The 20985-nt window shown below is 65.8% G+C and carries 16 protein-coding genes; 3 read left to right on the top strand and 13 right to left on the bottom strand.

From position 1 onward, the window contains the following. Nucleotides 1–536: 536 nt before the first annotated feature. From glyS to M9H71_RS06475, 7 genes are all read right to left on the bottom strand, one after another. Nucleotides 537–2771, bottom strand: coding sequence for a glycine--tRNA ligase subunit beta (gene glyS, locus M9H71_RS06505; protein WP_455404253.1), 2235 nt, complete (start codon nucleotides 2769–2771; stop codon nucleotides 537–539). 125 nt (nucleotides 2772–2896) lie between these two features. Then, entirely contained in the window at nucleotides 2897–3331 is a 435-nt protein-coding gene (locus tag M9H71_RS06500) for an endonuclease domain-containing protein (protein ID WP_455404252.1), read from the bottom strand. A gap of 91 nt (nucleotides 3332–3422) precedes the next feature. Further along, a complete protein-coding gene (locus M9H71_RS06495) occupies nucleotides 3423–4367 on the bottom strand; it encodes a glycine--tRNA ligase subunit alpha (RefSeq protein ID WP_455404251.1) in 945 nt (314 codons plus the stop codon). A 422-nt stretch (nucleotides 4368–4789) separates the two neighbouring features. Next, nucleotides 4790–4978 (bottom strand): hypothetical protein, encoded by a 189-nt coding sequence (locus M9H71_RS06490; protein WP_455404250.1) that lies wholly within the window; start codon nucleotides 4976–4978, stop codon nucleotides 4790–4792. Nucleotides 4979–5097: 119 nt separating this feature from the next. Next, on the bottom strand, nucleotides 5098–6000 hold the full coding sequence (locus M9H71_RS06485) for a S49 family peptidase (RefSeq protein ID WP_455404249.1): 903 nt from the start codon (nucleotides 5998–6000) through the stop codon (nucleotides 5098–5100). A 245-nt stretch (nucleotides 6001–6245) separates the two neighbouring features. Continuing rightward, nucleotides 6246–7025, bottom strand: coding sequence for a tRNA1(Val) (adenine(37)-N6)-methyltransferase (locus M9H71_RS06480; RefSeq protein WP_455404248.1), 780 nt, complete (start codon nucleotides 7023–7025; stop codon nucleotides 6246–6248). After that, the gene (locus tag M9H71_RS06475) at nucleotides 7018–7245 is read right to left on the bottom strand and encodes a putative signal transducing protein (protein ID WP_455404247.1); all 228 of its coding nucleotides are present in this window, start codon (nucleotides 7243–7245) and stop codon (nucleotides 7018–7020) included. The genes M9H71_RS06480 and M9H71_RS06475 overlap by 8 nt, the downstream gene beginning before the upstream one ends. Before the next feature lie 205 nt (nucleotides 7246–7450). Between M9H71_RS06475 and M9H71_RS06470 the strand changes: the two genes are divergently transcribed. Then, on the top strand, nucleotides 7451–8461 hold the full coding sequence (locus M9H71_RS06470; RefSeq protein WP_013500985.1) for a polyprenyl synthetase family protein: 1011 nt from the start codon (nucleotides 7451–7453) through the stop codon (nucleotides 8459–8461). A gap of 127 nt (nucleotides 8462–8588) precedes the next feature. Here M9H71_RS06470 and M9H71_RS06465 read toward each other — a convergent pair whose 3' ends face one another. From M9H71_RS06465 to M9H71_RS06455, 3 genes are all read right to left on the bottom strand, one after another. Then, a complete protein-coding gene (locus M9H71_RS06465) occupies nucleotides 8589–9488 on the bottom strand; it encodes a 4-(cytidine 5'-diphospho)-2-C-methyl-D-erythritol kinase (protein WP_455404246.1) in 900 nt (299 codons plus the stop codon). 106 nt (nucleotides 9489–9594) lie between these two features. Continuing rightward, the gene (locus M9H71_RS06460; protein ID WP_455404245.1) at nucleotides 9595–11379 is read right to left on the bottom strand and encodes a tetratricopeptide repeat protein; all 1785 of its coding nucleotides are present in this window, start codon (nucleotides 11377–11379) and stop codon (nucleotides 9595–9597) included. Between the two features lie 289 nt (nucleotides 11380–11668). Continuing rightward, nucleotides 11669–13327, bottom strand: coding sequence for an electron transfer flavoprotein-ubiquinone oxidoreductase (locus tag M9H71_RS06455; protein ID WP_455404244.1), 1659 nt, complete (start codon nucleotides 13325–13327; stop codon nucleotides 11669–11671). Nucleotides 13328–13528: 201 nt separating this feature from the next. On the opposite strand from M9H71_RS06455, the gene M9H71_RS06450 reads away from it, so the two are divergent. Then, a complete protein-coding gene (locus tag M9H71_RS06450) occupies nucleotides 13529–14371 on the top strand; it encodes a uracil-DNA glycosylase (protein ID WP_455404243.1) in 843 nt (280 codons plus the stop codon). Between the two features lie 455 nt (nucleotides 14372–14826). After that, on the top strand, nucleotides 14827–17076 hold the full coding sequence (locus M9H71_RS06445; protein ID WP_455404242.1) for a TonB-dependent receptor: 2250 nt from the start codon (nucleotides 14827–14829) through the stop codon (nucleotides 17074–17076). 39 nt (nucleotides 17077–17115) lie between these two features. Here M9H71_RS06445 and M9H71_RS06440 read toward each other — a convergent pair whose 3' ends face one another. From M9H71_RS06440 to M9H71_RS06430, 3 genes are all read right to left on the bottom strand, one after another. Next, on the bottom strand, nucleotides 17116–18624 hold the full coding sequence (locus M9H71_RS06440) for a glycosyltransferase family 39 protein (protein WP_455404241.1): 1509 nt from the start codon (nucleotides 18622–18624) through the stop codon (nucleotides 17116–17118). A gap of 70 nt (nucleotides 18625–18694) precedes the next feature. Further along, nucleotides 18695–19570 (bottom strand): ribonuclease HII, encoded by an 876-nt coding sequence (locus tag M9H71_RS06435; RefSeq protein WP_455404240.1) that lies wholly within the window; start codon nucleotides 19568–19570, stop codon nucleotides 18695–18697. A 97-nt stretch (nucleotides 19571–19667) separates the two neighbouring features. Beyond that, nucleotides 19668–20828: a PA0069 family radical SAM protein gene (locus M9H71_RS06430; RefSeq protein ID WP_455404239.1), complete on the bottom strand. Its 1161-nt coding sequence runs from the start codon at nucleotides 20826–20828 to the stop codon at nucleotides 19668–19670. Nucleotides 20829–20985 lie beyond the last annotated feature (157 nt).

The following is a 20985-nucleotide window of genomic DNA, read 5'->3' as shown; positions in this document are numbered from 1 at the left end:
CCCTCCCCCTCCGTCATTCCGGGACACGAGCAAAGCTCGTGAGCCCGGAATCCATACTCGCTGAACTCACCGGGAGGCATAGCCGTCGACACGCCCTGCTCCACCACCAACATCGGTGGCTATGGATTCCGGGCTCGCCGCTACGCGGCGCCCCGGAATGACTCGTGGTGGGGCGGAGCAGACGCCGGACACCTTCACCAAAAGCACCGTCATTCCGGGATGCGTGCGACAGCACGCAGACCCGGAATCTCGCAGTTATCGCAAAGGGGGACGCAGCGAGGCGCGCGGCGGGTGCCGTGCACGACCACATCGGGATTCCGGGTTCGCTCGCTGACGCGAGCGCCCCGGAATGACGTGACGGCGGCCACGGCAAGGAGGCTGCCCCACACCCGGCGTCATGCGCGGGCTCGACCCGCGCATCCATCGCGCGCTTAGCGCGTCTGCGAAGACACCTTGGGAAGAAGGATGGATTGCCGGGTCGAGCCCGGCAATGACGTGGCGTGGAAGCGGCTGGCGCGGCGGACCAACAGCCGCCGTTAGTCCTGGATCTTCGAGAAGTCCGCCACCGCGCGCGTCGCGGCGCGGATTTCGCCCAGCAGCTTCAGGCGGTTCTCGCGGACGGCCTTGTCGTCAGCGTTGACCGTCACCTTGTCAAAGAACGCATCGACCGCCGGCCGCAAGCCCGCCATCGCGGTCATCGCCGCGGCGAAGTCCTCCTTGGCGACGGCCGCTTCGGCGTCCACCTTGGCGCGTTCAATCGCGGCGGCCAGCGCCTTCTCCTCGTCCTGCGCATACCGCGACGCATCCGGCGCGCCATCATAGGCGCGGCCGTCCTTCTTCTCCTCGATGCGCAGGATGTTGGCGGCACGCTTGGTGCCGGCCAACAGGTTCTTGCCGTCGTCGGTCGCAAGAAACGCCGCCAGCGCCTCGACGCGGCGAACGATCATCAGAATGTCGTCCTGCCCTTCGAGCGCGAACACCGCGTCGACGAGGTCGTGGCGGGCGCCCTGATCTCGGAGCTGGACTTTGAGGCGATCGGCAAAGAAGGAGAGGAGATCATTACAGAGCGCGGCCGCCTTGTCGCGCTCTTGGTCCGCGAGCGACTCACCTTGTTGGCGCACCTTTTCGACCCAATGTGCCAAAACCGGCGAAAGATCAATCTTCTCACCAAGCTCGTCAAAGGGACGCTTATTCTCGATTGCCTGCTGGCGAACCCATCGACGTGTCATGGGCAAAAGCGCGTGAAGATAAGTCGGCCAAAGATTGATACGCAGTTCTCTCTCTAACAGCAGCCTAATCACCCCCAGCGCCGCCCGTCGCAGCGCATACGGGTCCTTGCTGCCGGTCGGCTTCTCGTCGATCGCCCAGAACCCGACCAGCGTGTCGAGCTTATCAGCGAGCGCCACCGCGATGCTGACCGGATCGGTCGGCACGCGATCGTTCGGGCCCTGCGGCTTGTAGTGCTCTTCGCACGCAGCCGCCACCGACGCATCTTCGCCCTGGGCGAGCGCGTAGTACTTGCCCATCAGGCCCTGCAGCTCGGGGAATTCGCCGACGACCTCGGTCAGCAGGTCCGCCTTGCAGAGCTTCGCAGCGCGCTTGGTCTTTTCGACATCGGCACCGACCAGCGGCGCGATCTCGGCGGCGAGGCGCTCGATGCGCGCGATGCGCTCCGCCTGGGTGCCGAGCTTTTCGTGGAACACGATCTGGTCGAACTTCGGCAGCCGGTCTTCCAGCTTGGTCTTCAGATCGGTTTCGTAGAAGAACTTCGCGTCCGAGAGCCGCGCGCGGATCACGCGCTCGTTGCCGGCGGTGATGGCGGCGCCGCCGTCGCTGGCTTCGATGTTCGCAGTCAGGATGAACTTGTTGGCGAGTTTGCCGGTCGCGGGATCGGCGACCACGAAGCACTTCTGGTTGGCGCGGATGGTGGCGCGGATCACTTCGTCCGGAATCGTCAGGAAGTCCTTGTCGAAAGAGCCCATCAGCGGCACCGGCCATTCGACCAGACCGGAGACTTCGTCGAGCAGGCCCTGGTCCTCGACCAGTTCGTAGTTCTGCGCCTGAGCCAACGTCTTGGCATCGGCCAGGATGATGTCCTCGCGCCGGGCCGGATCGAGCACGACCTTGGCGGCGAACAGCTTGGCCTCGTAGTCCTCGAAGCGGCGCACCTCGAACGCATCCGGCGCCATGAAGCGATGGCCGCGCGTGGTCTGGCCGGCCTCGATGCCGTCGACGTTGAAATGCACCACGTCGGGCTCTTCGGTGTCGATGCCGAAGGTCGCGACGATCGAATGCAGCGGCCGCACCCATTGCAGCGCGCCCGGTTTGCGCGAGCGCTCGCCCCAGCGCATCGACTTCGGCCACGGGAAGGTGCGGACGATGACGGGCAGGAATTCGGCGATCACCTCGATCGCCGGCCGGCCCGGCTTCTCGATCAGCGCGACGTAGAAGTCGCCCTTCTTCGGATCGCGCTGGATCTTGGCCTCGTCGAGCGAGGCGAGCCCGGTCGCTTTCAGAAAGCCCTGCACCGCCGCGTCCGGCGCGCCGACCTTCGGCCCCTTGCGCTCGTCCTTCAGATCCGGCTGCCGCGCCGGAATGCCGTGCACCGTCAATGTCAGCCGCCGCGGCGTCGCAAACGCCTTGGCGCCCTCATAGACGAGACCTTCGGCGACCAGCTTGTCGGTGACCAGCCGCTTCAGATCATCAGCAGCCTTCCCCTGCATCCGCGCCGGGATTTCTTCGGAGAACAGTTCGAGGAGGAGGTCAGGCATTTAGATTCGATTCCGTGCGCGCGGCACCCCCACCCCCGACCCCTCCCCGCAAGGGGGAGGGGAGACGGCGCAGTGCCTGGGAAAAAGACTGACTTCGCCATCGCGAAGTCCGCAAAGAGAATTCATCAGCTCGCCTCCCCGCAACTGCGCGGCCGGCGCGGCTTACGCGGAGCGCGCGGTTTTGGCTCCCCTCCCCCTTGCGGGGAGGGGTCGGGGGTGGGGGGCAACGCGGACTGAATCTCGGCGAGAACACCGTCGAGATTGCCGAACACATCGTTGTTCCAGAAGCGAAGCACGCGATAGCCTTGAGCCTCGATGTAACGACTTCGCGCTTCGTCCGCGGCGCGCTGCTCATCGTGCTGACCGCCATCAAGTTCGATCACCAGCTTGGCGCCGCGGCTGGCGAAATCGACGATGAAGGGCCCGATCACCACTTGCCGGCGAAAATGCGAGTTTGCCAGCACGAGGTCGTGCCGCAAGCGCTGCCACAGCAACCGCTCGGCGTCCGTCGGATTCTGGCGCATCATCTGCGCGAAGTACCGCTGGCGATCGTCGATCATCGCTGGCGATCCGAACATTGAAGTCTGCATCCGTGGACCCCCACCCCCGCCCCCGCCCGCAAGGGGGAGGGGAGCAGAGGCGCTGTCGCTTTTAATCTGCCCGTCCCGCTTCCGTATGTACCCACGCCTCGCCGCAAGCCTTCGCCAGTTCGCGGACGCGGAGGATGTAGCTTTGGCGTTCGGTGACGGAGATCACGCCGCGGGCGTCGAGCAGGTTGAATACGTGGCTGGCCTTGATGCACTGGTCGTAGGCCGGCAGCGCCATGGCGTGGGCTTCGCGCTTGACGCCATCGGCAGACATCACCCAGCCGGCGTCGAGATATTTCTTGCAGGCGGCCTCGGCCATTTTGAACTGCTCGAACAGCATCTCGGTGTCGGCGACCTCGAAATTGTGCTTCGAGTATTCCTTCTCGGCCTGCAGGAACACGTCGCCGTAGGTGACCTTGTCGTCGCCGTCGCGGCCGTTGAAGTTGAGGTCGTAGACGCGGTCGATGCCCTGCACGTACATCGCCAGCCGCTCGAGCCCGTAAGTCAGTTCGCCGGCGACCGGCGAACATTCCACGCCGGCAACCTGCTGGAAGTAGGTGAACTGGCTGACTTCCATGCCGTCGCACCAGCACTCCCAGCCGAGGCCCCAGGCGCCGAGCGTCGGGCTTTCCCAGTCGTCCTCGACGAAGCGCACGTCGTGCAGCGCGGTGTCGACCCCGATCGCGGCCAGCGATTGCAGATACAGATCCTGGATGTTCGGCGGCGACGGCTTCAGGATCACCTGGAACTGATAGTAGTGCTGCAGCCGGTTCGGGTTCTCGCCGTAGCGGCCGTCCTTCGGCCGGCGTGACGGCTGCACGTAAGCCGCATTCCAGCGCTTCGGGCCGAGTGCGCGCAGCGTGGTGGCGGGGTGGAAGGTGCCGGCGCCGACTTCCATGTCGTAGGGCTGCAGGATGACGCAGCCGTAATCGGCCCAGAAGCGCTGCAGCGTCAGGATCAGGCCCTGGAACGAGCGTTCCGGGCGCATGTGCGGAGGCGTCGGGTCCATGATCGGCTTTGGATTCACGAGGGTTTTTGGAAAAGCGGCCGGACCGTATCGGCCGCGCCCCGGCAAATCAAGGCGATGGACGGGCCAAATCGCCGGTTAACGCGTCCTTAACCACCCGCCGTAGCGGTCTGTAAAAGCTGAAATTCGTTAGCAACTGATGGGTAACCATCGGCCTCCAGGGAGATGGCGCGCGGCCGAGGAGCGTCGCCGAAACGACGGGGAGCCGAAATGACAGCCTTTCAAACGGTGAGCGCTGTGCTGGTCGTGCTGGTGGTCGCACCGCTGCTGAGCGGCTCGCTCGGCCGCTCCTAAAAGTCAGCAACCTCCAAGGTTGCGCGCCGGCCCGATGGGTGATGCCCCGCCCTCCGGGCCGGCGCAGCGATTCCAAGATCACCGATCAAAAAGGTCAGTCTGGCGGGAGCTCAGCCCGGCCGATAGGCACCGGTGACAGGATCGAGCCGCAGCGTCGGCAGCTCGGTGCGGTCGGCATCGGCGAACATTGTGGCGCGGGCGACCTCGAGCTCCTGATTCACACGCCCGGCGGTACGGAAGGCCCACCGCACCATGGCGATGCCGACCAGGCTTCCAGCCAATACGAGCAGCGGCGGCATCGTCCAACCTCTCTCCTTGAGTCGCGTCACGCCTCTGTTGCATCTTCGCTCAGTGGGTGATCACTCGCAACTCACGCTGACGGGACCAAATGGCGCGGCCGCCGCGCCGCCGGCATCGCTTAAAAGCCGTATTTGGCCCAGATCGCCCGGGTTTCCAGCGCCGTAATCATTGTTTCGGGGAGCGCGGCGACGCCGTCGAGGGCAGCTTCCGCCCCGCCGGATTTGCGCGTCAGGTTGGCGAGCAGTCCGGTCGGCGGCGAGATCAGCGGGGTGCGAACCTTGTCACCGAATTTTCCGCGCAGCACCGCGCGCAGATCGCCGATCGAATCGGCAAGGCCGAGCGACACCGAGGTGGCACCGGCCCAATACTCGCCCGTGAACAATTGCGACTCCTCGCCCTTCAGCCGGGCGCCGCGGCTCTCCTTCACGAGCGCAATGAACAGCGCATGGATTTCCTGCTGCAGCACCTTCAGCCGCGCGACTTCCTGCGGGTCTTCGGGCAGGAACGGATCGAGCTGCGCCTTGCGCTCGCCGGCGGTGTAGAGACGGCGTTCGACGCCGATCTTCCTGATCAGTTCCTGGAAGCCGAAGCCGCCGCCGACCACGCCGATCGAGCCGAGAATCGACGAAGGATCGCAATAGATCTCGTCGGCCGCGCAGGCGATCATGTAGCCGCCGGACGCCGCGACGTCCTCGACGAATGCATAAACCGGCAGCTTCTTCTCGGCGGCGAGCGCGCGGATCCGCAAGTAGATCAGACGCGACTGCACCGGTGAGCCGCCCGGCGAGTTGATCGCCAGCGCCACCGCCTTGGCGTTACGGGTGGAGAACGCACGGTCGAGCAGCTTGGCGACCCCGGCGAGCGTGAGACCGGGCCGCAGCGGCGTCACCGCGCCGATCGTGCCCGACAGGCGGACCACCGGCACCACCGGCATGTCCCGCCGAAAGCGCGCCGGAATCCAGTTGCCGAGACCGGCGAGCCACCCCTGCTCGCTGCGACCGCTGATCGCAGCATCGCTCATCGCTTCATCCTATTGTCGACCATCGCGGATATCACCATTTGGTAGGTATGGAACGTGTTTTGCAACGCAGGCTTCATATAGGGACGAGGCTGCAACGCCGCAGCGGAGGGACCAATGAAAATTTACCTGCTGATGCTGTTGATCGGGGCGATTTTGACGGCCGTTCACGTCACCAGTGCGCCGGCCAAGAATAAGGGGCCGCAGCCGCAGTAGTTCGAGCTGCGCAGTTTTTGCCCAGCCGCGGGTCAGGATCGCGCCAGCGGCAGAATTTGCTCACCCGCCAGCACCGCCCGCGCTATCGGGCTCTGGTGCCCGGACGGGTCGTTGAGCAGCAGATTGGGTATCAGCAGCAGTGGGGCACGGCCGCCTTTGGTCGCACGGACCAGAATGCGGATCGCCGGCTTGTCGGCATGACTGTGTACCGGCTGCAGCACCACGCTGCCGAAGCCGCGATCCAGTGCCGCCAGCACATCGGCGAGCCCATCCGCCCGCCAGATCAGCGTCAACGTCCCGCCCGACTTGAGCAGGCGCCGCGCCGCGTGCACCCAGGCTTCCAGCGTGGTTGCGGTGGCCAGATGCGCCGTCTGCCGCGCCGGATCGGGCGAGGCGCGATGCCGGCTGGCGTCGTGAAACGGCGGGTTCATCAACACCACGTCGGCGCTGTCGGGACCGAGCCCAGCCGCCGCGAATGCTTCGGCCGGACCGGTGACGTCGAGACAGACGATTTCGGTCGCCAGCTCGTTGCGGCGCGCATTGTCGCGGGCGAGCGCGGCGAGGCTCGGATTGATCTCGACCAGCACCGGGACAATCCCTTCGACCCGGCACGCCACCGCCAATCCGGCAGCGCCGACCCCGGTGCCGAATTCGACCATGCGGTCGCCTGCCCGTACCCGCGTCGAGGCCGCCAGCAGAATGGCGTCGTGGCCGGCGCGGTGGCCGGTAACAGGCTGCCGCAACCGGAGACGACCGCCAAGAAAGCCGTCTTCGGTGGTGCTTTGCGCAGCCGGATCAACCAGCTCAGCCATCGGACCTGAGTTCGTGCGCGAGCCCGGCGTCGGTCAGCAGCCGTCGCGCGGCAAGCAGATCGTCGTCATGCACCAAGATCCGGCGCGGGATCACCCCGAGCGAGCCTTCGAGAATGCTCATGTTCTGATCCAGCACCAAATGGTCGATTTCGGCGCCGTCGAGCAGCGCGCCTACCGCCGAAAGCAGTACCGCGTCGTTGGTCCGCAACAGTTCTCGCAACCTTGCCTCTCCTGTCGTCCCTGCATTATAGCTCGCGCCGACCGTTGCGGGGGATCGATCGCCTCGTTGCAGGGTCGTTCCCATGCTATAGAGGGAACCGCAATGAGGCGCGGAATGGTCGAGCCGGCCGGCGCCTCGATGAGACCAAGGCACGGATGACGCGAGCAGCTTCGCCGCATCCGCCCCCGGAATTTGGAGACCCAGCGTGGCCGTAATCGTACCCTTCGAGGGCCCCTCGACCGCCTCGATCGACCAATTGGTCGAACTCGTTGCGGCGGACATGGAGCGGGTCAACGCCACCATCCTGTCGCGGACCGGCTCCGACGTCACCATGATTCCGGAAGTCGCCAACCACCTGATCTCTTCGGGCGGCAAGCGGCTACGGCCGATGCTGACGCTGGCGATGGCGAATCTCACCGGCTACACCGGCGACGGCCACATCAAGCTCGCCGCCGCGGTCGAATTCATGCACACCGCGACGCTGCTGCACGACGACGTCGTCGACGAGAGCGAAATGCGGCGCGGCAAGAAGTCGGCGCGGATGCTGTGGGGCAACGAGGCCAGCGTGCTGGTCGGCGACTTCCTGCTCGGCCAGGCGTTCCGGATGATGGTCGAGGTCGGCAGCTTGCGCGCGCTCGACATTCTGTCGTCGGCCTCCGCCACCATCGCCGAGGGCGAGGTGATGCAGCTCGCCGCCGCCAAGAACACCGCAACCACCGAAGACGAATATCTCGCGGTGATCCGCGGCAAGACCGCAGAATTGTTCGCCGCCGCCTGCGAAGTCGGTCCGGCGATCGCCAACCGGCCGAAGCCGGAGCAGTCGGCCTGCCGCTCGTTCGGCATGAACATCGGCATCGCGTTCCAGCTGATCGACGACGTGCTCGACTATGGCGGCAAGGCCGCCAAGCTCGGCAAGAACGTCGGCGACGACTTCCGCGAGGGCAAGATCACCCTGCCGGTGGTGCTGGCGTTCCGCCGCGGCAACGATGCCGAGCGCGAGTTCTGGATCAAGTCGCTAGAGCGCGGCGAGATTTCGGACGCCGATCTCGATCAGGCGATCAAGCTGATGACCAAGCATCGGGCGCTCGAAGACACCATCCAGCGCGCGCATCACTACGGCGCGATGGCGGTCGACGCGCTGGCGCTGTTCCCGTCCTCGCCGATGAAGACGGCGCTGGAGCAGGTGGTCGCATTCTGCCTCGCCCGCTCGCACTGAGCCTGCCCCACGCACCGTCATTCCGGACGCCGCACCAGCGGCGATCCGGAATCCCGAGATGTTCTGAACTGCGAGATCCCGGGTTCGCGCTGCGCGCGCCCCGAGCTGACCGCCGCTGAAGCGACCGTCAGCTCAAGCTGCCGGCGTGGACCCACCAGCCGGGGTTCGCGGCGCGGAGCGTGTCGGCGGCGGCGCGGGCCGAGGCATCGTCGGCGTACAGCGCAAAGCAGGTCGCTCCCGAGCCGGACATCCGCGCGAGCTGAACGCCGGCGGTCGCGCGCAGCGCTTGCAGCACGGAGCCGACGACGGGCTCGACCTCGAGGGCCGGCGGTTCGAGATCGTTGGTGCCGGCCTCGAGCGCCGCGATCCAAGTCGCGAGCGGCGCGCTGGCTTCCGGCCAGGTCGGTGCGGCAAGAACGTCAGTGGCACCGATCGTCAGCGAGCCGGGCTTCAGGCCGAGCGCAGCGAACACGTCCTTGGTTGCCACCGGCACCCGCGGATTGACCATCACGGCCGGCATTCGCGGCAGTGGCAGCGGCGACAGGTTTTCGCCGACGCCGGTCATGATGCAGGGCTTCGACGGCAGGCACACCGGCACATCGGCACCGGTCAGCCGCGCCGCCTCGACCAGGCGCGGATCGTCGACCGCAAGATCATTGACGCGCGCCAGCAACCGCAGCGCCGCCGCGGCATCGGCCGAGCCGCCGCCGATGCCGGCCGCGACCGGCAGATGCTTGTCGAGCGTGAAGGCGCCGGCCGTCAGGTTCGGCACCCGCTCGCCCAGTAGTCGCGTCGCCTTCAGCACCAGATTGTCGGCACTGTCGCCGCAATCCTGCGCGCCTGGGCCGATGGTGGTGAGGCTCAGCTCCGGACCCGGCTGCAAGCTCAAGCGGTCGGCGCAGTCGGCGAACGCCACCACGCTGTCGAGCTCATGGTAGCCATCGGGCCGGCGGCCGACCACGCGCAGCGTCAGGTTCACCTTGGCGCGGGCCTCGTCGCGCAGTGTCGTCGCAGAACCGTCAGTCACGGAAATCGTCTCCTGGAACAGCGGTTCTGATCGAATTCGAACCGAAGCTCCACCCCCCTTTTAGGCGCGGCTGCAAAGCCGCGCCGCAACGCCGATCGCGTCGCGCTCAGCCGCCGCCCTTGCCGTCTTCTTTCTTCTTGTCGGCGGATGCCGCCGACGCCTTGTCCTCATCGGGCAGGCCGTTCGCGATCTTGGCCTCGATCTTCGGCAGCTCTTCCGGATCGGGTTTGAGGTCGCGCGCATGCGCCCACTGGAATTTGGCTTCGAGGGTGCGCCCGACGCGCCAATAGGCGTCGCCGAGGTGATCGTTGATGGTCGGATCCTCGGGCTTCAGCTCGATCGCCCGCTCCAGCGTCTTCACCGCGTTCTCGTAGTCGCCGATCCGGTAATACGCCCAGCCGAGCGAGTCGACGATGTAGCCGTCGTCGGGCCGCTGATCGACGGCGCGCTTGATCATGGTCATCGCCTCGTCGAGGTTGATGCCCTGATCGATCCAGGAATAGCCGAGATAGTTCAGCACATGCGGCTGCTCGGGCTGCATCTGCAGCGCCTTCTTCAGGTCGGCCTCGGCTTTCGGCCACTGCTTGGAGCGCTCCTCGCAGATGCCACGGAAGTAGTAATACACCCAGGCGTTCTTCTCGGCGCCGGTGAGCGCGTCGATGCCCTTCGAATAGGTCTCGCCGCAATCGGCGAACTTCTTGCGGCCGCGCTCGATATTGCCGAGCGCCATGATGGCTTCGAGATCCTTGCCGTCCTCGGCGATCACCGATTTGAGAATCTTGATCGCTTCCTCGCTGCGATCGGAGGCGTCGAGATCGGTGGCGAGCTGGATCTGGGCGTTGCGCTTCAGCGGCGAGGACGCCGGCACGCGCTCGTACACCTTGATCGCCATCTGCGGCTTCTTCACCGACTCGTAGAGATCGCCGAGCGCCAGCAGCGCCAGCGCGTGGTTCGGTTCGAGGTAGAGCGCGAGCTGCAGATACACCAGCGCCAGATCCTCACCGCCGCGACGGGTCAGCGACGCACCGATGCCGTACAGCGCTTCGGCGGCGCCGGCCTGCGGGCTGTCGACCAGCGGCGGCAGTTTTTTGCCGGCCTTGACCTCGCGAATACCGTCCTCGATCAGCGGATGGCGCGGCAGCTTTTTGTCGAACGCCTGATACACCGCGAGCGCCTCGGCGTCGCTCTTGTTCCGCGACAGCCACCGCGCATAGGACTCGACCACGCGGAGCGCCGAATCGTCGAGCTTGTAGGCGCGCTCTAGCCGTTCGCCGGCGTCCTTCTGACGGTTCGCCAGCTCCAGCATCATGCCGGAATGCAGGTCCTTGAAGATCGGATACCACTCCGGCCCGGCCAGCTTGTCGATGCTGCCGACCGCGCCCTTGACGTCGCCGGCGCCGTACATCGACCAACCCGAGATCAGCGTGGCGACCAGATCGGTGATCGGGCCGCGCACCGACTGGTTCACGTTGCGCACCGCAGCGGAATATTTCTTGGTCTTCAGATCGCGAATGCCGATCACCAGCCGCGCAACCCGGTTGGACTTGTCGATCTTCAGCACGCGATCGGCGAGCTTGACCGCTTCCTCGATGTCGCCCTCGGCGAGCGAGGAGATGAAGGCGCGATCGAGCAATTCGTTGTTCTTCGGATCGGTGCGCAGCGCGGAGCGATAGAACGCCGCCGCGGAGGCCGCGTCGCGCTCGATGCTGGCGTGGCGCGCAGCCAGATAGCTGCCCGCGGTGGTCATCGTCCGCAGGTCCTGGCTGGTCGGAAACTGCGCCGCGTTATCGGCGGGATGATCCGGTGTCTGCGCCAGCGCCGGTCCGGCGATCGGCGTCGCCACCAGCGCGAGGGCGACGATCATCGATCGACGGCTTCGAAGGGAAAGCATCAAGGTTGCCTAGCTCCAGGAAAAGGCTCGGTTGGCCCGGCCGCCGAGCCGGCAGCATCGCATCCACGACAATGCCGCGTTTGGCGCTCCACCGCAAGGATCGGACCGCTGGCGCACAGCGCCACAGGCCCGCGCGTGCGCCGACGGCGGACGGGTCGATTGAGACGGTGGCAACATGGCAGGAACGTGGCCGGGCAGCGAGGTATGGCCTCGCTGCCGCTCACGGACGCGTGGTCAAAGACGCGCGATCAAAGACATCCGGCCAGAACATGCGGCCAAAGCCGCGCGGTCACATCCCTTGATAATTCGGGCCGCCGCCGCCTTCCGGCGGAACCCAAGTGATGTTGCCGTTCGGGTCCTTGATGTCGCAGGTTTTGCAATGCACGCAGTTCTGCGCGTTGATCACGAAGCGCGGACCGGTCGGCTCCTCGACCCATTCATACACCGCTGCCGGGCAGTAACGGCCTGACGGGCCAGCAAAGACGTCGTGTTCCGACGCCTTTTGCAACTGCATGTCGGCGACCTTGAGGTGCACCGGCTGGTCTTCCTCGTGATTGGTGTTCGACAGGAACACCGAGGACAGCCGATCGAAGGTCAGCTTGCCGTCCGGCTTCGGATTGTTGTGCGGCTGGTGCGATTTCGCCGGATCGAGCGTCGAGCGGTCGGGCTTGCCGTGAGACAGCGTGCCGAACACCGAGAAACCGAGTGTCGAGCACCACATCTCGAAGCCGGCCAGCACCACGCCGACCGCGGTGCCGAACTTCGACCACAGCGGCTTGACGTTGCGGATCCTGAACAGGTCGCGGCCGACCGGCGACTCGCGCCACGACTCTTCGTAGCTCTTCACCTCGTCATTGGCGCGACCTTCGGCCAGCGCCGCAGCAACGTGCTCGGCGGCCAGCATGCCGGAGCCGATGGCATTGTGCACGCCCTTGATGCGCGGCACGTTGACGAAGCCCGCGGCGCAGCCGATCAGCGCACCGCCCGGGAAGGTCAGCCTCGGCACCGATTGCCAGCCACCTTCGGTGATGGCGCGGGCGCCGTAGGAGATCCGCTTGCCGCCCTCGAATGTCGGCGCCACCGACGGATGGGTCTTGAACTTCTGGAACTGCTCGAATGGCGACAGGTAGGGATCGTCGTAGTTCAGATGCACGACGAAGCCGACCGCCACCAGATTGTCCCCATAATGATACAGGAACGAGCCGCCGCCGACGTTGTTGGTCAGCGGCCATCCGAACGAGTGCGCGATCCGGCCCTTGCGATGCTTGGACGGTTCGACCTGCCAGATTTCCTTCAGGCCGATGCCGAATTTTGGCGGATCGGAGTCCTTGTCGAGTTTGTAGTTGGCGATGAGCTGCTTGGACAGGCTGCCACGCGCGCCTTCGGCAAACAGCGTGTACTTGCCGAGCAATTCCATGCCTCGGGTATAGGAATCCTTCGGCTGGCCGTCGCGGCCGATGCCCATGTCGCCGGTGGCGATGCCGCGTACTTCGCCATTGTCGCCGTACAGCACTTCGGTGGCGGCAAAGCCGGGATAGATCTCGACGCCGAGCTCCTCGGCCTTCGGTCCGAGCCAGCGGCACAGATCGCCGAGCGAGCCGATGAAATTCTTGTGGTTGTCGAGCATCGGCGGCACCATGATGTTTGGCACCTTGAGCGCTTTCGACGCCGTCATGACGTAGAAGTGGTCGTCTTCGACGTGGGTCTTCAGCGGGCAGCTCTCGTCCTCGCGCCAGCTCGGCATCAGGCGGTCGAGCGCCGAAACGTCGATCACCGCGCCCGACAAAATATGAGCTCCGACCTCGGAGCCCTTTTCCACGACCACCACCGACAACTCGGGGTTGATCTGCTTCAGTCTGATCGCGGCGGACAGTCCCGACGGGCCGGCACCCACGATCACGACGTCGAATTCCATCGATTCGCGGGGCGGCAGCGTTTCGTCACTCATCTTTTTTCTCGCAGGACTCTCAGGAACGTTTCCAGGGGTGTTCTTTCGCATTTTTAGAAGAAGAACAACCACCCAAATGTACCGGCTGCCTCATCTTTCCAGCGTTGCGACAGTTGCTGCGAAAATTAGTTTCGCACTGCAGAATGAAACAGGATCGGCGGCCGCTGTTCTGTGGCTCGCATCCACGGTAAACCACCTCGCATGACACCCGATCCCGTGCCGACCCTGCGTCAATTGCTCGCGTTCTATATGGACGCGGGGGTGGATTGCGCTTTGGCGGAGGATCCGGTGAACCGGATGCTCGACGATACGCCCGAGCCAGCGCCGGTGCCGGCTCCAGCGAGCGAGGCCACCGAACCACGACGCAGCATCAAGCCGGCCTTACAGACGCAGACGAGCCCAGAGCTGCCACGGCCAGCGCCGCCGCCGACGCCGGACGCAGCGATCGTCTCGGCCCGCGAAGCGGCCGCAACCGCCCCGACGCTGGAAGCCCTTCGCGACTTGATGCAGAGGTTCGACGGCTGCGCGCTCCGCGGGACCGCCAAGCAACTGGTGTTCGCCGACGGCAACCCGCAGGCGAAGCTGATGCTGGTCGGCGAGGCCCCCGGCCGCGACGAAGACATCGAGGGCCTGCCGTTCGTCGGCCGCTCCGGCAAACTGCTCGACCTGATGCTGGCGGCGATCGGTCTCGACCGCAGCAAGGTCTACATCGCCAACGTGATCCCATGGCGACCTCCGGGCAACCGAACCCCGACCCCGCAGGAGACTCAGATCTGCCTGCCGTTCATCAAGCGCCAAATCGAATTGGTGGACCCCGATCTGTTGGTCACGCTCGGCAACCCGTCGACCCAGGCACTGCTCGGCACCCGGGACGGCATCATGCGGACCCGCGGCCGGTGGTTCGACTACGATACCGGCACGCGGACGATCCGCGCGCTGCCGACGCTGCATCCGGCCTACCTGCTACGCCAGCCGACCTACAAACGGCTCGCCTGGCAAGACCTGCGAGCGATCGCGACCGCACTCTCTGCGCCCTCCGCCTGAGCCGCCCCTGCCGGCGCCTTCTCCCGCTTTCGCGCTTCTGCACCGCGCGAGGTCGGATGTGAGCACAGCATCACTCGCCGTCGCGAGATGTAAAACGCCACATTGCATCCAGAGCGCGACTACGTAGAAGCTATCTATTCTGCTCGACGTCCGGTTGACCTTCGGCGAGCGATCCCCCACCAAGGCGCGGGGGTAAAATTGTAGCAACAATCTCGCGACGAGCACGATGCCCCTCGACTGAATCCGAGCCGAGGGGGAGCTTCTGCCGATTAGACCTGACGCTTAGTTGCTTCTCGATCGAGATTTCAGCGCTCGCCGCTGACATCCGCTTGCGGCGGATAGACGGGCCAAGCCGTGGCGGCGGCGCGGATGCAAGCGAAATAGGTGCGGCAACGGCTGCATCTATCAGACCGCCCTCAACCGAAGCGGCGTCCCCGCCGTATCAGGATTTACCGATGTCCCGTTGTCGAGCTCTCGGCAGCGCCAGCTTTGTCGTGCTCAGCGCATGGCTGGCAGCCTGCCCCACGTCAAGCCACGCCCAAACAGCTCTGCCGTCAGTTACGGTCGATGCGCCGCGCACGGTCCGCAGCAAGCCGGCTGTTGCACCTCGCCGAAGCGTTGCCCGCACCGCAGCTCGCGCGCGGACGGCGACCGCGGCACCGCAGCCTTCTGCCGAGCGGGCGGTAAACCGCTCGGCGACGTCGGATCGGCCGGCGCCCTTCGCCGGAGGTCAGGTGGCCCGTGGCAGCCGGCTGGGCATGCTCGGCAACACCGACACCTTCCGGTCACCATTCTCCACGGCGAGCTACACCAACGAGGCGATCCGCAATCAGCAGGCGGCGACCGTCGCCGACGCGATGCTGCTGGATCCTTCGGTTCGGGTCACGAGCCCGGTGGGCGGCATGGTGGACTCGTTTTACATCCGCGGCTTTCCGATCGCCGAAGGAACGGCCGGCGAGGTCGCGTTCGACGGTGTCTACGGCATCGCGCCGAATTTCCGAATCTTCAACGACTATGTCGACCGGATCGAGGTGTTCAAAGGTCCCGCCGCGATGCTGTCCGGCGTCTCGCCGAACGGCGGCGTCGGCGGCGTGATCAACGTGGTGCCGAAACGGGCCGAAGCCGATCTCAGCCGGATCGGCGTCGGCTATGCGTCCAAGGGCTTTGCCTACACCAACCTCGATGTCGCACGGCGGTTCGGCGACCAGCGTGAATTCGGCCTGCGCTTCACCGGCAAGCTCGGCGGCGGCGACACCGCGATCGATCATCAGAACGACCGTCTGCAGGTCGGGTCGCTGGCCTTCGACTATCAAGGCGAGCGCTACCGAACCTGGATCTACGCGCTGACCCAGAACGAGCACATCACCGCACCGGTGCGTCCGTTCTTCACAACCAGCGGCATCGCGGTGCCGCCCGCGCCGGTCGGTAGCAACAACCTGACGCAGACCTGGGAATGGTCGCGGATTCGGGAATCCTCGGCGCTGTGGAAGAACGAGTTCGACCTCACCGACTCGGTGACGGCGTTCGGCAACATCGGCGGCTCCAAGACCAATGCCGAACGGTTCTTCGGCCTGCCGACCATCCTCAACAGCCGCGGCGACACTTCGACGACGTCGCAGTACTACAATCTCGACGTCAATCGCTTCACCTTCGATGGCGGGGTGCGGGCGAAATTCGACACCGGCTTCGTCCATCACGAAGTCACCGTGCAGGGATCGCACTATCAGGACGAGCAGTATCGCACGTTCCCGCCGGGACAGTCGTATCTGTCGAACCTGTATACGCCGCTGGTGCAGCCGGAACAGAGCTATACGGTGCCGGCGTTCAAGCCGCGGCTGTCTGACACCCGTCTCAACGGTTTCGCGATCGCCGACACGATGTCGGTGCTCGACGAGCGCGTGATGCTGACGCTCGGCGTCCGCCGCCAGCAGGTGATCTCGCACAACTACTCCACCTCGACCGGCGCGCTGACGACCTCCTACGACCAGTCCGCCACCACGCCGATGGCCGGTCTGGTGATCCGCCCGATCGAGCACCTGTCGGTCTATGCCAACTACATCGAAGGGCTCAGCCGCGGCGACGTCGCCCCGATCAGTGCGTCAAACTCGGGCGAAGTTCTGGCGCCGTACCGGACCAAGCAATATGAGACCGGCGTCAAGCTCGATCTCGGCCGCATCGGCACGACCTTCGCGCTATTCCAGATCACCAAGCCCAATGGCGAGCTGAACGCCGGGGTGTATTCGGCCGGCGGTGAGCAGCGGGTGCGCGGGGCCGAATTCTCCGTGTTCGGTGAGATCGCGCCGCACCTGCGCGCGGTCGGCGGGGTGACGCTGTTCGACGCCGAAGTGACCAAGACCGCGACCGCCGCCAATCTCGGCAAGACGCCGATCGGCGTGCCGACCACGCAGGTCAATCTTACCGGCGAATGGGATCTGCCAGGGCTGCGAGCGATGACTTTGGTCGGGACCGTGGTCTACACGGGCCGGCAATATGTCAACAACAGCAACACGCAAGTCTTGCCGGATTGGACCCGCGTCGATCTCGGCGTGCGCTACGTCACCATGATCGAAGGCCGCAAGACGACGCTGCGCGGAACCGTGCAGAACGTCGCCGGCACCAATTACTGGGCCGGCGTGGCGTCGTTCGGCACCATGGCACTCGGCGCGCCGCGAACTTACCTGGTGTCGCTGGACGTCGAACTATAACAGCGGCGCGGCGCCGGAGCTGCCCCGTGCTCGGGACGGCTACGGCGCCTTCGGCCGCACGATCGCCCAGCCGATCCGCAGCAGCGGCTGACGGCCGGAAATCATCCGCTCGAACGCGCGCGGCAGTTCCGGGACGATTCCCGGGAAACGCCGGGCGATATCGTCCGGCGGCTTGCCCGCGGTGTCGGCAGCCCGCCACACCACGACGCCGCCTTGGCGGTCGAACTCGCCTTGCTTGATCCACGGCGTCCGCTCCGGCGTCGCGTCCAGGAACAGATGCGGGCGCGATGGCGCCAGGGCGATCAGCGTCGCGAGTTGAGGATCGCCGGCCACCGCCGGCAACGGCTTGCCGGTACGGCGCTCGAAGCTGTCGGCGAAGAACTGCGCCATCTGACTGGCCGGCAGCGAGGTCGGCACTTCGGAGCGGCTGAACCAGGGCTGCACCACCACGGTGAGGATGATCGCGACTGCGGGCGCGACGATCAACGCCGCCCAGGCCGAGCGGAGCAGCCGTTGGCGATGCAGAGACAGCACATCGCCGATCAGCGTCATCAGCGTCAGACCGCTGAGCACCAGCACGACCCCGGCGCCACCGACAACATGGTCGAGACCGAGCACGGCCGCCGCGATGCTGGCGACGATCGGCGGCACCAGCCCGAAGACCAGGACGAATTGCCGCGCCAGCGGATCGACTGCTGGACGCGCGATCATCGGTGCATCGTGATGCTTGGGGGCGAACCGGCCGATGTTCAGCACCGCCAGCAATGCGACGCCCGCGAGCGAGACCATCAGGCCGCCGAACAGCTTCAGACCAAGCAGTGCGCGATTCCCGAGCTCTGCCGTTGACGGGAGCAGCGGTAACGCGAACTGATCGGCGCGCAGCAGCCAGACCGCATAGGGCAGCACCAGCACCGCGATCACCAGGATCGCGAACACGGCGTCGAGCGAGATGAAGGCGCGGCGACAGCGCGCATTGGCGAGCGCAAATGCGAGCGGCAACAGCAACAGCGCCGGTGCGGCCACCGTCGTGAGCAGCAGCAGGCCGATCTCGATCGACAGAGCGAACCACGCCGCACGACGATGCTGGCCGACCACTTGCCAGCCGTGCCACAGCACCAACGCCCAGAGCGGGCGGGCCAGAATCAGCGGGCCGAACTCGACGCCGGAACCGGCGAAGGCGGTGATGGTGGAAGTCAGCAGCACCGCGACCACGGCGTATTGCGGACCGACCACGCTGCGCGCGAGCTGGAACAAGGCATAGAAGGTGACGACGAAGCAGAGCTGCGCCAGCACGTAGACGCCCACGATATGGCTGCCGGCTGCCCGATAGGCGATGTCGGCGAGCCAGAACGCCAGCGGCGGGCCGAGATCGGTGCCGACTTGGTATTCGCGGCCATAGGCGAGCACCATCGCGACGTCGCCCGGCGGACTGGCGTAGAACAGCGTCGGGACCAGGACCCACAGCAGCGCCTGGGCGCTCACCACCAGCCAGAACACCAGCAGCGGCCGAGCGCGGATCAGTTCGACGATCAGTGAGGCGAAACGCATGTGGGGCCAGCGAAATTCGGTCTGATCGTGATAGAGCCCACCGGCCGCACGCGCAACCGCGCGCCCGCCCTCACACGGCGGCTTCGATGGCGGCCTCGGGCGCGAACAGATCCCGGATCGGCGGCGGGGCGGCGCCTTCGATCCTCTGCCAGGCGGCGGCGACCGGCGCGAAGAAGCGGCGGTGATGCACCGTCGGCCCGAGCCTGGCCAGGGCATCGAGATGCTCCGGCACGCCATAGCCTTTATGCTGCTCGAAGCCGTAGCCGGGGCACTGTTCGGCGAGCCGGCACATCAGGCGATCGCGCGACACTTTGGCGATGATCGAAGCCGCCGCAATCGAAGCGATCAGCCCGTCGCCGCCGATCACGGCCTCGCAGTCGCACTTGGTCGCGAGCCGATCCCGACCGTCGACGAAGACGTGGCGCGGCAGTTCTGGCAGCGCATGCACCGCGCGGGTCAGCGCCCACAGCGAGGCACGCAGGATGTTGTCGCGATTGATCCGCTCCGGCGAGGCGTAGACCACGGAGACCTGTGCGGTGGCGCAGATCTCCTCGAACAGCGCCTCGCGCTTCTCCGCTGTCAATCGCTTCGAATCGTCGAGCCCCTTCGGCACCCGCTTCGGATCAAGCACCACGGCGGCTGCGACCACCGGCCCGGCGAGCGGGCCGCGGCCGGCTTCGTCGCAGCCGGCGACCGGCCAGATGCCGCGCTTGATCAGCGCACGCTCGCGCCGGAAGCCCGGCGGCGCCACCGCGATCACGCCCTTCGGTCGCTTGGCCGGCACGGCTTTGCCGGCGGCGGCCTTTGCGTTCGGTATGGAGGCGGGCTTGAGCTTGCTGCTCGAAGCCTTGTTGCTCGAAGCCTTGCTGCTAGGAGCCTTCTTGATCGAAGTCTTGCCGGCCGGCTTCGCCGGAACCTTGATCAGCTGTTTGCTGTCCCGAATCATCGGGTGATGCTGCGGGCGTGGCCCGGCCGGCGCAACCGGAAACTCCGGATCATGCCCGCAATTCAGCGCCACCAGTGGGTATTAGCGCTGCGCTCGCTCAGAACAGGCTGAGCTGCTGCCCTGCCTTCTCCGGCTTCTCGAAATGGTCGAGGGTCAGCTTGGAGCGGCGCTTGTTCAACCCGAGCCGGGTGCAGGCGGTCTCGAAGCGGCGGCCGATCATCCAGGCGATCGGGCCGGTGCCTTTCATCCGCGTACCCCATTGCGAGTCGTAATCGCGCCCGCCGCGCATGTCGCGGATCAGGGTGAAAACATGGCGATAGCGGTCCGGATAGTTCGCCATCAGCCATTCACGGAACAGGTCGCGCACTTCCAGCGGCAGGCGCAACAGAATGTAGCTGGCCTCCTTGACGCCGGCATGAGCGGCGGCGGCGAGGATGCGCTCGATCTCCATGTCGTTCAGCGCGGGGATCACCGGCGCCACCATCACGGTGGTCGGAATCCCGGCGTCGGAGAGCCGCTTCAGTGCCTCGAGCCGCTTGGCGGGCGCCGAGGCGCGTGGCTCCATGCTGCGCGACAGTTTCGGATCGAGCGAGGTGACGGACAGCGCCACCTTGACGAGCTGACGCTTGGCCATGCGGGCCAGGATGTCGACGTCGCGCACCACCAATGCGGACTTGGTGACGATGCCGACCGGGTGACCGGTCTTCTCCAGCACCTCGAGGATGCCGCGCATGATCTTTCGCTCGCGCTCGATCGGCTGATACGGATCGGTGTTGGTGCCGATCGCGATCATCTTCGGCTCGTAGTCGGCCGACGCCAATTCCTTCTCGAGCAGTGCCGGCGCATCCGGCTTGACGAACAGCCGCGATTCGAAATCCAGCCCCGGCGACAGACCGAGATACGCGTGCGTCGGCCGTGCGAAACAATACACGCAGCCGTGCTCGCATCCGCGATACGGATTGATCGAGCGGTCGAAGCCGATATCAGGCGATTCGTTGCGGGTGATGACCTTGCGCGCAGTGTCGAGAGCGACGGTTGTCTTGAAGGGCGGAAGGTCGTCGAGGCTCTGCCAGCCGTCGTCGAACGCGACTCGAGCCTCCGCCTCGTAGCGACCAGAGTCGTTGGAGGTCGCTCCGCGACCGCGGCGGCGCTGCTGATCGATGGCGACCTCGATCGCAGGGAACGGGGAAGGCGCGCCCACCGGCTCGGAGGGCACCGTGACCGGCGGGCGCTTGAGGGCATTGGATGCTCTGCTCATGCATCCAAGATAGCGAGTCGCAAGAACAAATCAAGAACAAACGTACATGTCGAACGTTTCGTGTCCCCAGCTTCGCACGATCCTTTGCCCGGATGATAGGCATCCTGCAATTCACGGCTGATTTTGCGGCAGTGAGGTGCTAAGCGTGGCGCGCATC

It is taken from the genome of Rhodopseudomonas parapalustris (genome assembly GCF_053772255.1).
This window is presented reverse-complemented; position numbering and strand designations above follow the sequence as displayed.

Coding starts and splice junctions, on each gene's coding strand:
- glyS (WP_455404253.1), bottom strand. CDS start 2,771: ATGCCTGACCTCCTCCTCGAACTGTTCTCCGAAGAAATCCCGGCGCGG.
- M9H71_RS06500 (WP_455404252.1), bottom strand. CDS start 3,331: ATGATCGACGATCGCCAGCGGTACTTCGCGCAGATGATGCGCCAGAAT.
- M9H71_RS06495 (WP_455404251.1), bottom strand. CDS start 4,367: ATGGACCCGACGCCTCCGCACATGCGCCCGGAACGCTCGTTCCAGGGC.
- M9H71_RS06490 (WP_455404250.1), bottom strand. CDS start 4,978: ATGCCGCCGCTGCTCGTATTGGCTGGAAGCCTGGTCGGCATCGCCATG.
- M9H71_RS06485 (WP_455404249.1), bottom strand. CDS start 6,000: ATGAGCGATGCTGCGATCAGCGGTCGCAGCGAGCAGGGGTGGCTCGCC.
- M9H71_RS06480 (WP_455404248.1), bottom strand. CDS start 7,025: ATGGCTGAGCTGGTTGATCCGGCTGCGCAAAGCACCACCGAAGACGGC.
- M9H71_RS06460 (WP_455404245.1), bottom strand. CDS start 11,379: ATGCTTTCCCTTCGAAGCCGTCGATCGATGATCGTCGCCCTCGCGCTG.
- M9H71_RS06455 (WP_455404244.1), bottom strand. CDS start 13,327: ATGAGTGACGAAACGCTGCCGCCCCGCGAATCGATGGAATTCGACGTC.
- M9H71_RS06450 (WP_455404243.1), top strand. CDS start 13,529: ATGACACCCGATCCCGTGCCGACCCTGCGTCAATTGCTCGCGTTCTAT.
- M9H71_RS06445 (WP_455404242.1), top strand. CDS start 14,827: ATGTCCCGTTGTCGAGCTCTCGGCAGCGCCAGCTTTGTCGTGCTCAGC.
- M9H71_RS06440 (WP_455404241.1), bottom strand. CDS start 18,624: ATGCGTTTCGCCTCACTGATCGTCGAACTGATCCGCGCTCGGCCGCTG.
- M9H71_RS06435 (WP_455404240.1), bottom strand. CDS start 19,570: ATGATTCGGGACAGCAAACAGCTGATCAAGGTTCCGGCGAAGCCGGCC.
- M9H71_RS06430 (WP_455404239.1), bottom strand. CDS start 20,828: ATGAGCAGAGCATCCAATGCCCTCAAGCGCCCGCCGGTCACGGTGCCC.